A 13,255-nucleotide genomic window follows, 5' to 3' on the forward strand; every position below is an offset into this window, starting at 1 on the left:
CCCTCCTGCGGCTACTCCCCGGCTGTCGTCATGCCATGACGCCCAGGGCGATCGCGTTGACGCCCAGGGCCGTGACAGCGAGGGCGGTCCGCAGCAGATGCCACCGCCGCCACACCGGACGCGGATCCTGCCAATCATCCGGGACATATTCCGGATCAACGGATTTCACCCGTCGGTTGATGGGCACATTGCAGAAGTGCGAAACGACCGAGACCGCCAGCAGCAGCACAGCGGCGACGGTGTAGAGGATCGCCACGGCAACTTGCGGAGCCAGGACCGCCAGCGTGATATCGGCAATGGTGGAGCCGAGCACGATGATCGGCATGGTCGGATCCCAGTGTCTACCAAGCAGTTTGTTCGTATAGATGTAAGTCGCGGGAGACATCGCGCCCAAGGCGGGCACGATGCTCAACGCGACCGCGAAGAGAACCCCCGCGGTGATGCCGCTGCCGACGATCACCACGATGCCGACGGCAGTCACGGCATCATCCCGCTTGCGGCAAGGTGTCGATGGACAGCTGCGAGATGCACCGCATGGTCGAGTTCTTGAAATAGGTGTCGAACCCATCGCGATTGGAAGTGTCCCGCTGCTCGGCCAGGTACGGCGCGAGCTGCTTCTCCAACGCGTGCACACCCTGCTGGGCCGACATGTGACCGGAGATGGCGGAGAAGTCACCCTCATAGTGGATGACTCGCACCATCAGCTCATCTTTGATGAAAACCGCTGTGCCCAAAAGTTTTCCGACCTCGACTCCGCTGTCGTCGCGCAACGTGGGGGAGTTCACCCGCCGAAAGTTGGCGAAGATCTCGGCGATCCGGTCTTCGTTACCGGGCTTGACCTTGTAGGTGATCGCGGCGAACGGCATTACATTCCTCCATCTACTTTGATTGATTCACCGGTGATGAACCTGGCTGCGTCTCCGGCCAGGAAGCTGATGACATCGGCGACATCCTCGGGACGGGCCAGCCGTCCAAGCGGGGTCATCGAGACGATGCGGTCGATGATCGGCTGTGGTAACGCGGGCTGGTCGTCCTCGTCCCAGACCAGTCCGGGTTCGATGGCATTCACCCGAATCCCGCGGGGCCCCAGTTCTTTCGAGAGGCTCCGGGTGAACCCGATCATGGCGGCCTTGGCCGCGGAGTAGTGAGCGGTGGCTGGTCGGCCGCGCCCGGCCGCGGCCGAGGCCACGTTGACGATGGCCCCGCCGACGCCCAATAGCGGAAGCACGGCTCGGGTCACCAGGTACGCCGAGGTGATGTTGGTGTCGAACATCTGCTGCCACAGGATGGGGGTGAGTTGTTCCAGTGGCGCGACACCGTCGACACCCACATTGTTGACCAGGACGTCGAGGCCGCCGAATTCGTCACGGCACTGGGCCGCAAGGTTATCCACATCGGCGGCCGAGGTCACGTCCGCGACCACCACCCGGTGGTCGTTGCCGAAGGCCGCCAGTTCCTTGTTCAGCGTCTCGGCCGCGAGTCCGCTCGAGCGGTGACAGGTCATCACCTGTGCGCCGGACCGGGCGAAGGCCACCGCGGTGGCGCGGCCGATACCGCGGGTGCCGCCGGTGACCAGCACGCGGGTGCGGCTGTCTGCGATATCCATTGCCTCTCCATGATTTTCGTGGTTCGCGAGTCGCGGTCGACCGGACCCGATGGACGGCTCGATCGTCGGCGCGTGTGCCCGTGCGTCGCTGGAGACGCAGTGGAGTGGGTGGTCAGCCCGTGATTCGGGCCGGTTTCGAGCACGGCCCGAGCGGGACGGCGGACGGTGTCCCTCGGCATCGACGATCAGGGAGGCCCCATGTACGAGCGGTATCTGACGCCACGTCAGGCGGCGCTGCTGCAGCGCGGCGTGAACCTGACCCTGCGCGCGCTGGCGGCGTGGGCATTCACCTTCGGGATGGTGGTGCCGCTGGAGCGCATCGAGTGGGAGGCGTACGAGGTGAGCGTCTCCGGCACCCGTGGTCACGATGTCTAGTCGAGCTTTCTTCGAGTCGCGGGCGGCAGCATGTGCACGCCCGATCAGCCGAGAACGAGGAGATCCATATGCACCGCACTCTCATTGTCGCCAGGATGAATCCGGGTGCGGCACCCGGCATCGCCGAGGTTTTCGGGGACTCGGACAACACCGACCTGCCGCACATGATCGGCGTCTCGCGGCGCACCCTGTTCGGGTTCCATGACCTGTACTTCCATCTCGTCGAGGCGGACGAGGACATCACCCCCAACCTCTACAAGGCGCGCTCGCACCCCCTCTACGGCGATATCAACACGCGGCTGCAGAAGTTCGTGACGCCATACGACCCGAACTGGGCGGAGCCGAAAGACGCCATGGCACAAGAGTTCTACATCTGGACCGCTCAGGAAGGAAGACTGCGATGACAACGGTGAATCACCGCAAGGTCGCGCTCGACGACGTGGAGGCGAATCGGCGCCGTGGCGGCGACATCCGGGTGACATTGAGCCCCAAGACGGTTGGATCCACCTCGGGGTTCGGAGGCCTGCTGCGGCTGGGCGCCGAAGAGGTCGTCACCGAGCACTTCCACCCGTACTCGGAGGAGTTCCTGCACATCGTCACCGGCGAGCTGGAGATGACCCTGGACGGCCAGGCGATTCGACTGGGACCCGGTGACTCACTGCTGGTTCCCATCGGCGTACGCCACCGGCTGGTCAATGTCGGCGCGGTCGACGCGGTCGCGGTGTTCCACCTCTCGCCGCTGGCCCCGCGCCCCGAGCTTGGGCATGTGGACACCGAGCAGGTCGACACCGATCAGCCGCAACTGCGGGTCGGGAACGCCCAGTGAGCGGGCCCGCGGTCATCACCGGTGTCGGGGTCATCGCGCCCGGCGGCGTGGGCCGGGAGGCGTTCTGGAACCTGCTGTCCAGCGGGACCACTGCGACCCGCACCATCAGCCTGTTCGACGCGGCGAAGTTCCGGTCGCGGATCGCGGCCGAGGTCGACTTCGACGCCCTCGCCCTGGGTTTGACCCACCGTGAGGTTCGGCGCATGGACCGGGCAGCGCAGTTCGCGGTGCTGTGCGCACGGGAAGCGGTGCGGGACAGCGGAATCGATCTGCAGAACCTGGACCGGGCACGGCTGGGAGTCAGCATCGGCAGCGCGGTGGGCTGCACCATCGGGCTCGAGGAGGAGTACCGGGTGCTGTCCGAGACCGGCAAGCGCTGGCTGGTCGACGCCAAGTACGCGGTGCCGGAACTCTATGGCTACATGGTGCCCTCGACGCTGGCCGCCGAGGTCGCCATGGACGCCGGTGCGGAGGGCCCGGTCGCGCTCATCTCGACCGGGTGCACATCCGGCCTGGACGCGATCGCCCATGGGGCCGAATTGATTTCGGACGGTGTGGCCGACGTGGTGCTCGCGGGCGCCACCGATGCGCCGATCTCGCCCATCACCTCGGCCTGCTTCGACGCTATCAAGGCCACCTCGGCCAACAATGACGATCCTGAACACGCCTCACGACCCTTCGACGGCCGACGCGACGGGTTCGTGCTGGGCGAGGGGTCGGCGGTGCTGGTGCTCGAGTCCGAGGAGCACGCGGCACGTCGGGGCGCACCTCGCTACGCCACGGTCGCCGGATTCAGCAGCCGTAGCAATGCCTTTCACATGACAGGTCTGCGCCCGGACGGTCGTGAGATGGCCGAGGCCATTACCAAGGCGCTGACGCTGGCCCGGGTCGATCCGCACGACGTCGACTACATCAACGCCCACGGCTCGGGAACCAAGCAGAACGACCGGCACGAGACCGCCGCCTTCAAGCGGAGTCTCGGCGAACATGCCTACTGCGTCCCGGTGAGCTCCATCAAGTCGATGGTCGGGCATTCCCTCGGCGCCATCGGCTCCATCGAAATCGCGGCCTGCGCACTGGCGCTGGAGAAGCAGGTGGTGCCTCCGACTGCCAATCTGACCGAACCGGATCCCGAATGCGATCTGGACTACGTGCCGCGGGTGGCGCGCGAGCACCGGATGCGAACGGTACTCAGTGTGGGCAGCGGATTCGGCGGTTTCCAGAGCGCCATGGTGCTGGTGAAGAGCTAATGGAGAGACACGAGAAATGAACGAAGACAAGCGACTCGCGTTCATCGGCCTGGGCAAGATGGGCGCGGGCATGGCGCACACCCTGCTGCGGGCCGGGTATGACCTCACGGTGTTCAACCGAACCTCGGCCAAGGCCGCAGCGCTGGTGGTCGAGGGCGCACGTGGCGCGGTGTCGGCCGCGGCGGCAGCCGACGGTCAGCACACCGTTGTACTGAGCCTGGCCGATGAGGCCGCCGTCGAACAGGTGTTGTTCGAGGAGCTGGTCGCGGTTCTGCGGCCGGGCTGCACCGTGATCGACACCTCCACGGTGTCCCCCGCCTATGCCGTATCCGCCGCCGAACGGCTGCGGGCCAGGGGGATTCGCCGAGTTGAGGCCGTGGTGGTCGGTAATCCGCTGCAGGCGCGTGGCGGGGAACTGCGCGTATACACCGCGGGCGCGGAAGCGGACGTGACACCGGTCGCCCGAGTGCTGGACGCGCTGGCGATGGAGGTCACCCACGTCGGACCGGCCGGCGCGGCGGCCACCCTCAAGCTGGCGCTGAATCTGCTGCTGGGCGCGCAGATCGCGGCCCTGTCGGAGGCGGTGCGCTACGGTACGGCAGCCGGCCTCGATCGCGACACCCTGCTTGCGACCATCGCCGGTACCGGATTCAGTTCGCAGGTCATGCGTTTCCGCTCGGAGCTCATGCGGCAGCGGCGCTACGAGCCCGCCTTCTTCCGGGCCAGGCTGATGGAGAAGGACCTCCGCTTGGCGCTGGACCACACGCCCGACGCGGTGTCGACGATGCCGGTTCTGGACGCGGTTCGTGCCGCGTTCCGGGGGGTCCTGGCCGCCGGGGACGGCGACAAGGATGCCGCCGTGCTCATCGAGCACGCGGGGGAGCCCGCCGGTGCTGCCGCCACGGCCGGCTGAGCGAGGGCGTGCGCATATGTCCGAGATCGACACGGGGATCGCGAAACCCGTTCCCGCGGTAGCGGTATCGGATCCCGCCCTGGCCCAGCACCGTCTCGCGGCTCTGGATGGGATGCGGGCCGTCGCGGCGGTCGGCGTGGTCGTCGTACACGTCTCGATCTACACCGGGAATATTGCGGCCGGGTTCAACCACCGGATGCATTCGGGCTGGGTCGGTTACGTCACGCAGCCGATCTCGGTCGCGGTACCGTTCTTCTGCGTCATGGCCGGGATGCTGTTGTACCGGCAGTTCACGGGCACGGCGCTGCACGGCAAGCCGATGCCCTCGGTCGGGGCGTACCTGTGGCGGCGGGCCCTGCGGGTGCTGCCGCTGTACTGGCTGGTGGTCATCGTCGCGCTGCTGGCGGTCAACCACGATGTCGGGGTGTGGGGTTGGATCCGGGGACTGTCCTTCCTGACCATCTACCACCGCAACAAGTACGGATCCGCGGATCTGCCCTCGGGTTTGGTGCCGACCTGGTCGCTGGCCAGTGAGGCGGTGTTCTATCTGCTGCTGCCGGTAATGGCGGCGGTTCTCGCCTGGGCGGCGACCCGCTTCGGGCGGGATCTGGCGGCCCGGGCCCGCATCACGCTCGCGTTGCTGGTGCCGGTGCTGGGCTTCCAGCTGGCCTGGGTCGCTATCGTGCACGGCCGCTCCTTCGGGCAGTGGCCCATGCAGTGGTACTGGCTGCCCAACCTGATCGGCTACTTCGGGGCGGGAATGATGCTCGCGGTGTTGCTGGACTGGGCGCGCGACGCACCCGAGCGGCCGCCCGCGCTGTACCGGCTGGCACAGGGCAGGCCATACCTACTGTGGCTGATCGCGTTGACATGCTTTGTGGCACTGGGGTTCCCGCAACTACTCGGGCACGATGCCAATACTTTCTACCCGGGGGTGCGGCAGGGGGTGGACCAGTATCTGCTGCATCTGGTGTGCGCGACGTGTCTGGTGCTGGCGATCGTGGCCGGGAAGCGCAATCGCCTGCTCACCGCACCGGTCCTGGTGCTGGGCGGTCAGCTGTCCTACGGCATCTACATCTGGCACGAGGTGGTCCTGGAGATCTACTTCAAGGCGCGCGGATTCCGGCCCGGGGACGGCGATCCGGCGACCACGTTGCCGATCGTGTTGGGCGGCGCGATTGTGCTGGCTTGGCTGAGCTACACCGTGGTCGAGAAGCCGGTGCGGCGGACGCTGCGTCCACTGCTCGGCAAGGCCGCCGCCTGAGCCAGCGGCCGACACCCGCTACGGCACTCGAGTCGAGTGCCGCAGCGGGTGTTTCGCGTACGGGGACGGTTGACACCCGGTGCCGCCCTGTCTACATTTAGTTGCGCACATGCAGAAACACTGGCTATGCAGTTAATTATCATATGCAGTAAAATGTGCTCACCCGGCGGGTGGGTCCGACACGAAACGAGAATTCCGACATGTTCGCTCAACTCGGGCGGGTCCTCGTCCGGCATCCGTGGAAGGTAATCGTGGTGTGGCTTTTCGCCGCCATCGCGATCGCCTCGACGGCGCCCAAACTCGAAGGCACCGCGGACCAATCGGCATTCCTGCCCAGCCATTACGAGTCCGTTCAAGCAATGAACTTGCAGGAGAAGGCATTTCCCAATGTCCAAGCGCCCGACGCCGTCGTCGTCTTCGAGCGGGCCGACGGCGCGCCGCTGACGGACGAGGACGCCGCGCTGGTGACCTCGGTCGCCGCCAAGCTCGCCGACGCGCACGTCAAGGACGTCACCGCCATCGCCACTCCGGTCATCTCGCCGCGCAAGCTGGTCGGCACGGCGACGGTGCAGATGACCAAGGTCACCGACCCCAACGACAAGACCCAGAGCAACGCGGTGAAGAACCTGCGGGACGCACTGCGGGACGCACTGAAGGACACCGATCTGCGCGGCGGCATCACCGGCCACGCGGCGCAGGTGTCGGACCGGCAGGCCTCGAACCACAAGGCCCTGCAGATCATCGGCAGCGCGACCATACTGCTCGTGCTCGTGCTGGTGGCCATCATCTTCCGCAGCCCGGTCATCGCGCTGCTGCCGATCCTGGTCATCGCGGGCGTGTCGAGCGTGGTCAACGGCCTGATCGCCTGGGTCAGCAAGGCTTTCGATTTGAAGTCCGACCCGTCGGTCAGCTCATTGCTCATCGTGGTGTTGTTCGGTGTCGGCACCGACTACATCCTTTTCCTGATGTTCCGCTATCGGGAACGGTTGCGGGCGGGTGAGGGTCCCAACACGGCGATGGTGAATGCCCTTGCCCGCGTGGGTGAGTCGATCGTGTCCGCGGGCGGCGCGGTCATCGTGGCGTTCCTCGCATTGACGCTGTCGACCCTGGGCATGTTCAAGTCTCTCGGGCCGTCGCTGGCCATCGCGGTGAGCGTGACGCTGCTGGCCGGGCTCACCCTGGTGCCGGCCATCGTCTCGCTGTTGGGCACCCGGGCCTTCTGGCCGTCCAAAGCGTGGCGGCACGAGCCCAAGGGTGCGGTTGCCGCGAGAATCGGTGTGGCGCTGGGCCGTCGGCCCACGGCATTCGCGGTAGCGGCCGGAGTGATTCTGGTGGGCCTGGCCGTTCCGGCACTGGGCTTCCACCCCTCCTTCGATCTCAGCTCGGGTGGCTCGTCGAACTCGGTCGAGTCGGCCACCTTCAGCACCGAGATGCACAAGGACATGCCCGCCGGGGCGACCTCGCCCACCGATGTGCTGCTGCGGTCGGACACCGGCGCGCCGCTGGGCAACGATCAGCTCGAGCAGTACCGCACAATGCTCTCGGCGGTTTCGGGCGTGAGTCAGGTCGCGCCCAAGGCGTTCCTGTCCGACGACCGGACGGTCGCGGATTTCCGTGTCACCCTGTCTGATTCGCCCGAATCCGACAGGGCCATCGACACCGTGAAGGGTCCATTGCGGGACGCCGCGCACGCCGCTCCGGCGGCCACCAGCGGTCTGGTGGGCGGCATGACCGCGGTGCTGGTGGACTCCAAGATCGCGATGAATCACGACTACGCGGTGGTGTTTCCGGTGGCTGCCCTGGCCATCCTGGTCGTCCTGACCCTGTTGTTGCGCAGTGCCGTCGCACCGCTGTACCTGGTGGCGACGGTGGGGCTGGGCTTCATCGCCACGCTCGGCGCTACGGTGCTGGTATTCCAGCACCTGCGCGGCGAGGCCGGTGTCACCTTCATGATGCCGGTGGTCATGTACCTGTTCGTGGTCGCGCTCGGCACCGACTACAACATCCTCATCGTGGCTCGATTGCGTGAGGAGATTCGGGAGGGCCGTAGTGCTCGCGAGGCGGCCGCGCAGGCGGTCCGGCACGCCGGTCCCACCATCGCGGCGACCGGCCTCATCCTGGCCGGAACCTTCGCCTCGATGATGCTGGCGGGCAATGTGATGATGGAGCAGATGGGCTTCGCGATCTCGCTCGGCATCGCCATCACCGCTTTCGTCATGGCCATGTTCCTCACACCGGCGGTAACCGTCATGCTGGGCCGGGCTGTCTGGTGGCCCGGCGGGCGGCAGGCGGTGAACCGCATGGCAGAGGTCGACCGGCGACCGCAATACGCCCGCCGCTGATTCCTCTCGCTCGAGCAGGCCCGTCCGGGAGCGCCGTCCTTGACGGGCCTGCGCCGTTCCTACAGCCTGGAATCCAGATCGATCTCGGGATAGAGCGGATGCCCGGCGAGCAGGTCCGCGATCCGGCTCCGGACCCGGGCCGCGGTTTCCTCGGCGAGGAAATACGCTGCCCTGGATGGCTTTCCGTTGATCCCCGGGCCCGGAACCGTTGCGCGCAGCACCGTGTCGATGAGGTCCGCGGTCTCTTCCATTCCGTCGGTGCCCAGCCCACGGGTGGTCAAGGCCGCGGTGCCGAGCCGGATACCCGAGGTGTACCAGGCGCCCTGCGGATCGCGTGGAATGGCGTTGCGGTTGGTCACGATTCCCGCATCCAGCAGCGCGGTCTCGGCCTGGCGCCCGGTCAAGCCGTAGCCGGAGACATCGACCAGACACAGGTGGTTGTCGGTGCCGCCGGTGACCAGCCGCGTTCCGCGCCGGGCCAAGCCGTCGGCCAGTGCCCGGGCATTGGCGACCACCTGTGCGGCGTAGTCGCGGAAGCCGGAGGTTCTCGCCTCCGCGAGCGCCACCGCCTTGGCCGCCATGACATGTGGCAGCGGACCGCCCAGCACCATGGGGCAGCCTCGGTCGACTTGCTCGGCGAAGGTCTCGTCGCACAGCACCAGTCCGCCACGGGGGCCGCGCAGCGATTTGTGCGTGGTGCTGGTGACAATGTGCGCGTAGGGCACCGGATCGAAATCGCCTGTGCACACCTTGCCCGCGACCAGACCCGCGAAGTGCGCCATATCGACGACGAGCGTGGCGTCGACCTCGTCGGCGATCTCGCGCATGCGCCGGAAGTCGATCAGACGCGGGTAGGCCGAATACCCGGCCATCAGGATGAGCGGGCGGAATGCGCGGGCGGCCGCCCGCACGGCCTCGTAGTCGATCAGCTCGGTCTCGGGATCGGTTCCGTAGCTGCGCTGTTCGAACATCTTGCCCGAGATGTTGGGACGGAAGCCATGCGTGAGATGGCCGCCCGCGTCCAGCGACATACCCAGCATCCGCTGTTCACCGAGCGCACGGCGCAGCACGCGCCAATCGGCCTCGGAGAGATCGTTGACATGACGGACGCCCGACCGTGAGAGTACGGGCGACTCGATGCGTTGCGACAGTACTGCCCAGAAAGCGACGAGGTTCGCGTCGATGCCCGAATGCGGCTGTAGATAGGCGTGTTTCGCTCCGAAGAGGGCCCTGGCGTGCTGGGCCGCCAGCGTCTCGACGGTGTCGACATTGCGGCAGCCCGCATAGAACCGGCGACCGGCGATACCTTCGGCGTACTTGTCCGACAACCAGTTCCCCATTGCCAGCAGCACGGCGGGAGAGGCGTAGTTCTCGCTGGCGATGAGCTTCAGCGACCGCCGCTGGTCGGTCAGTTCGGCTGCGATGGCGTCGGCTACCTGCGGCTCCACCGCGCGGACCACGTCGAGACCGGATCGGAAGGCAATGGACTCCCTAGTGGGAGAGTCTATCTCGGTCACTACGCGACCGCCGTTCCGAACAGCAGGTGCGGCAGCGGGTATCGCTTGCACAGCGACAGCACGGCCTGTTCGGTCTCGGTCCGGACATCCGGGTCCAGATCGAACGTCGTGGTGCCGGTCGCGACCGCCGCCGACCACACCTGGTCCAGCAACTGCGCGCACTCGGTCATCTGCTCCGGGCCCATGCCGCGCGCCGCCAGGGTATTGGTCCCCAGCCGTACTCCGCCGGTCACTCGCGGCCCGTACTTGTCGTGGTGAATCTTATTGCGGTTGACGACGATTCCACAGCGTTCGGCGGCCTGTTCGGCGATTGCCCCGGTCAGCTGCCGCGCCGAGACGTCCACCAACACAATGTGATTGTCGGTGCCGTCGGTCAGCACCGGCCACCCGAGCCGGGACATGGCGGTGGCCAGGGCGCTCGCGTCCGCTGCGATGCGGCGCGCGAGCTCGCGGAAATCGGGCGTGGCGGCCATCGCGAAAGCGCGTGCCTTGGCGGCGATGGTATTGAGCCGTGGCGTGCCCTGGAAGTACGGGAAGATGGCGTGCTGCAACAGTTCCGACAGGGTACGGTCCCCGCGCGGGGCGGGTGCATCGGCGTCGCGACCCATGACGATCAGGCCCCCGCGCGGGCCGTAGAGCTGCTTGTAGGTACTGGTCGTGGTGAAGTGCGCGGCGTCGATCGGGCTCGGGTGCAGTCCGGCCACGACCAAACCCGCGATGTGTGAGATATCGGCGAGCAAGTACGCGTCGACCTGGTCGGCGATCGCGCGGAACCGCTGGAAGTCGATGGTGCGCGGGTAGGCGCTGGCACCGCAGATGATCATCCGGGGCCGGTGCTCCAGCGTGAGCCGCGCCACCTCCTCGTAGTCGATCAGTCCCGAGTCGTCGAGACCGTAACCGACACCGTGGAAATAGGTGCCCGAGAACGACGCGGTGGACCCGTGGGTGAGGTGGCCGCCCGCATCGAGTCGCATGCCGAGCACAGTGTCGCCGGGGCGCAGCACCGAGGTCATGACCGCCTGGTTGGCGGTGGTCCCGGAGTGTGGCTGGACATTGGCGTAGCGGGCCCGGAACAGCGTCCGTGCGCGGTCGATGGCGAGGCGTTCGATCTCATCGACCACCGCGCATCCGGCGTGGTACCGGCGGCCTGGATAGCCCTCCGCGGTGACGTTTCCGGTCGGCGACGATTCGCACGCCGAAACCGAGACGTCGGCCAGGCTCGCCGAGGCGATCATGGCAAGGGTGTCGCGTTGCCGGACGTGGTCGGCCTCCAGCAGCGCGAACAGTGCCGGATCGTCGGTTTCCAGGGCTCGCAGGCCCGCGTCCGCCAGTGCGCGCAAAGCACTCGTACTCATCGAGACTCCTCGGTGCGATCCGGTGGGAATCCCGTTGACGCCCACCGTTATCGCAAGAGTCGCCGCCACCGCTGGAGGGCCGAACGAGCAAACCTCGATCCGGGCTAGACCTTTGCCAGAATCCGCTCCACGGCCGCGGTCAGCGCCCCGGTTGGGTCTGCGGAGCCGCTTCGCGCGCGCCAGGCCACAATGCCGTCCGGGCGCACCAGCACCGCACCGCTCGGCTCGACGCCGAACGCGCTGTGCCACAGCTCTTTGGAGTCGTGTAACCGCTCGGGCCCGATCCGATAGCGACGCAGCGGCAGGCCGGACCGTTCGGCCACGTCGGCGGCCGCCGCGTCCCAGGCCGCGCCCTCGGTTCCAGAGAACAGGACGAATTCCGGGCCCAGCAGGTCGACGGTGGACACGGTCATGCCCTCCAGCACCATCGGGACGTGCGGGGCACGGGTGCCGACCGATCCGTCCGGGCGGTCGGGCCAGATCGCCTCCGCGCCACAGGCTGTCGGATCGATTTCCGTACTCGCCACCGCGCCGAGCTGGCGACAGCCGAACCAGACCCGTTCGTCGGAGACGATGTCCGGGTGCGGGGGAGCGGGTTTTTGGTCGGCCATGTGAGGTCGGTCCTGGGAGCGCAGGACCGCTTGGCGAACAGTCTGTTCGGCGTTCGGCCGCCGCTCGGCGTCATAGGTGTCGAGCAGTTCGGCGTCGGCGTAGCCGCGGTACACCGCGGCGATTTTCCAAGCCAGATTATGGGCGTCCTGGATGCCGGTGTTGGAACCGAAGGCACCACTGGGCGGCATGGCGTGCGCCGCGTCGCCGACGAGGAAGATACGCCCGGCACGGAACCGGCCCGCAGTGGCCGCCGTCGAATGCCAAGGGCGGGAACCGATCACGTCGACCTCCAGGTCGGGTACCCCCGCGACCGCCCGGACCAGGTCCACACAGCGCTGCGGGCCGAAGGACTCCGCGGGTTCCAGGATCGGATCGAACATGACGTGCAGCAGCCAGTCGGTGTCGTTGTCGAGCGGCATCAGCCCCGCCCGCTGCGGATGGAACGTGTAGGCCATGACAAAGCGCCGGTCGCCGAGCTGTGCGCCAAGGGCGGCCCGGAAATGGATATTCAGGAAGCTGCCCAGGGTCTCGCCGCGGAACGGGATGCCCAGACGCTGCCGGATGCGGCTGCCCACGCCGTCCGCCGCGATCACATAGTCGGCGCGCAGTTCGAATTCGCCGTCCCCGGCCGCACCCCGGGCGGCGATAAGTACCTCGTCGGCGGTGCTGTCCGCCCGGATCACAGTGACGCCGAAACGGATGTCGGCGCCCAGTGCGGTGGCGCGCGCGGCCAAGATCGGCTCCATCTCGGCTTGGTGGCACAGGCACCACGAACTCGGGGTCAGATCGCTGAGATCGGCGTGCACGTCCATGGCGTAGCGCGTCTTCAGCGCGCCGATCTCCGCGCCCGCCAGGGACTGCATGGCGATGATGCCGGTGTTGTCGAGCAGGGCGCGCGAGCTCGGGGTCGCGCGAATCGCCTCCTCCAGATCCAGTTCCCGCATCAGTTCTACGGTTCTCGGATTGACCCCGCGCGAGCGTGGCTGGCTGGACAGGGTGGTGCGCTGCTCGAGTACCGTGGCCGGAATCCCGTGTCGCGCCAGGAAACAGGCCGCGGACAGGCCGACCAGCCCACCGCCGACGATGACGACCGGCAGCCTCTCGTTCGAACTCATTGCCAAACCTCCATCGAGCGTGTGTGCAGGGGTGCAGCGATGAAGGGTGCCGTCGCGGACTCGAACCCGGCTCGATGGCT

The 13,255-nt window shown here is 67.2% G+C and carries 13 protein-coding genes; 7 read left to right on the plus strand and 6 right to left on the minus strand.

Annotation, left to right across the window (positions count from 1 at the left end; all coding sequences use genetic code 11):
• Window positions 1-28 precede the first annotated feature (28 nt).
• Genes VMT65_RS03065 through VMT65_RS03075 form a run of 3 tightly spaced genes read right to left on the minus strand, consistent with a single transcriptional unit; the run spans window position 29 to window position 1,606 of the window.
• Window positions 29-481, minus strand: a complete 453-nt coding sequence (locus VMT65_RS03065; RefSeq protein WP_326306367.1) for an anthrone oxygenase family protein — start codon at window positions 479-481, stop codon at window positions 29-31.
• Between the two features lie 4 nt (window positions 482-485).
• Window positions 486-866 carry a SchA/CurD-like domain-containing protein gene (locus VMT65_RS03070; protein WP_326306368.1) on the minus strand — a complete coding sequence of 127 codons (381 nt, stop codon included), beginning with the start codon at window positions 864-866 and terminating at the stop codon, window positions 486-488.
• Entirely contained in the window at window positions 866-1,606 is a 741-nt protein-coding gene (locus VMT65_RS03075; protein WP_326306369.1) for an SDR family NAD(P)-dependent oxidoreductase, read from the minus strand. Before VMT65_RS03075 ends, VMT65_RS03070 begins: the two co-directional genes overlap by 1 nt.
• Before the next feature lie 198 nt (window positions 1,607-1,804).
• Between VMT65_RS03075 and VMT65_RS03080 the strand changes: the two genes are divergently transcribed.
• The 7 genes from VMT65_RS03080 (at window position 1,805) to VMT65_RS03110 (ending at window position 8,576) form a co-directional block, all read left to right on the plus strand.
• A complete protein-coding gene (locus tag VMT65_RS03080) occupies window positions 1,805-1,981 on the plus strand; it encodes a hypothetical protein (protein WP_326306370.1) in 177 nt (58 codons plus the stop codon).
• A gap of 68 nt (window positions 1,982-2,049) precedes the next feature.
• The gene (locus tag VMT65_RS03085; RefSeq protein WP_326306371.1) at window positions 2,050-2,385 is read left to right on the plus strand and encodes a TcmI family type II polyketide cyclase; all 336 of its coding nucleotides are present in this window, start codon (window positions 2,050-2,052) and stop codon (window positions 2,383-2,385) included.
• Complete coding sequence (locus tag VMT65_RS03090; RefSeq protein ID WP_326306372.1) at window positions 2,382-2,807, plus strand: cupin domain-containing protein; 426 nt, start codon at window positions 2,382-2,384, stop codon at window positions 2,805-2,807. The genes VMT65_RS03085 and VMT65_RS03090 overlap by 4 nt, the downstream gene beginning before the upstream one ends.
• Window positions 2,804-4,057, plus strand: coding sequence for a beta-ketoacyl-[acyl-carrier-protein] synthase family protein (locus VMT65_RS03095; protein WP_326306373.1), 1,254 nt, complete (start codon window positions 2,804-2,806; stop codon window positions 4,055-4,057). Before VMT65_RS03090 ends, VMT65_RS03095 begins: the two co-directional genes overlap by 4 nt.
• A 16-nt stretch (window positions 4,058-4,073) precedes the next feature.
• Complete coding sequence (locus tag VMT65_RS03100; RefSeq protein ID WP_326306374.1) at window positions 4,074-4,970, plus strand: NAD(P)-dependent oxidoreductase; 897 nt, start codon at window positions 4,074-4,076, stop codon at window positions 4,968-4,970.
• 16 nt (window positions 4,971-4,986) lie between these two features.
• Complete coding sequence (locus tag VMT65_RS03105) at window positions 4,987-6,234, plus strand: acyltransferase family protein (protein WP_326306375.1); 1,248 nt, start codon at window positions 4,987-4,989, stop codon at window positions 6,232-6,234.
• Between the two features lie 200 nt (window positions 6,235-6,434).
• Window positions 6,435-8,576, plus strand: a complete 2,142-nt coding sequence (locus VMT65_RS03110; RefSeq protein WP_326306376.1) for an MMPL family transporter — start codon at window positions 6,435-6,437, stop codon at window positions 8,574-8,576.
• Window positions 8,577-8,635: 59 nt separating this feature from the next.
• On the opposite strand, the gene VMT65_RS03115 is transcribed toward VMT65_RS03110, so the two are convergent.
• From VMT65_RS03115 to VMT65_RS03125, 3 genes are all read right to left on the minus strand, one after another.
• On the minus strand, window positions 8,636-10,093 hold the full coding sequence (locus VMT65_RS03115) for a glycine hydroxymethyltransferase (RefSeq protein WP_326306377.1): 1,458 nt from the start codon (window positions 10,091-10,093) through the stop codon (window positions 8,636-8,638).
• Entirely contained in the window at window positions 10,093-11,448 is a 1,356-nt protein-coding gene (glyA, locus tag VMT65_RS03120; RefSeq protein WP_326306378.1) for a serine hydroxymethyltransferase, read from the minus strand. Before glyA ends, VMT65_RS03115 begins: the two co-directional genes overlap by 1 nt.
• Before the next feature lie 104 nt (window positions 11,449-11,552).
• Window positions 11,553-13,175 (minus strand): FAD-dependent monooxygenase, encoded by a 1,623-nt coding sequence (locus VMT65_RS03125; RefSeq protein WP_326306379.1) that lies wholly within the window; start codon window positions 13,173-13,175, stop codon window positions 11,553-11,555.
• Window positions 13,176-13,255: the final 80 nt, after the last annotated feature.

The organism is Nocardia sp. CDC153 (genome assembly GCF_035818515.1).
Taxonomy (GTDB): Bacteria; Actinomycetota; Actinomycetes; order Mycobacteriales; family Mycobacteriaceae; genus Nocardia.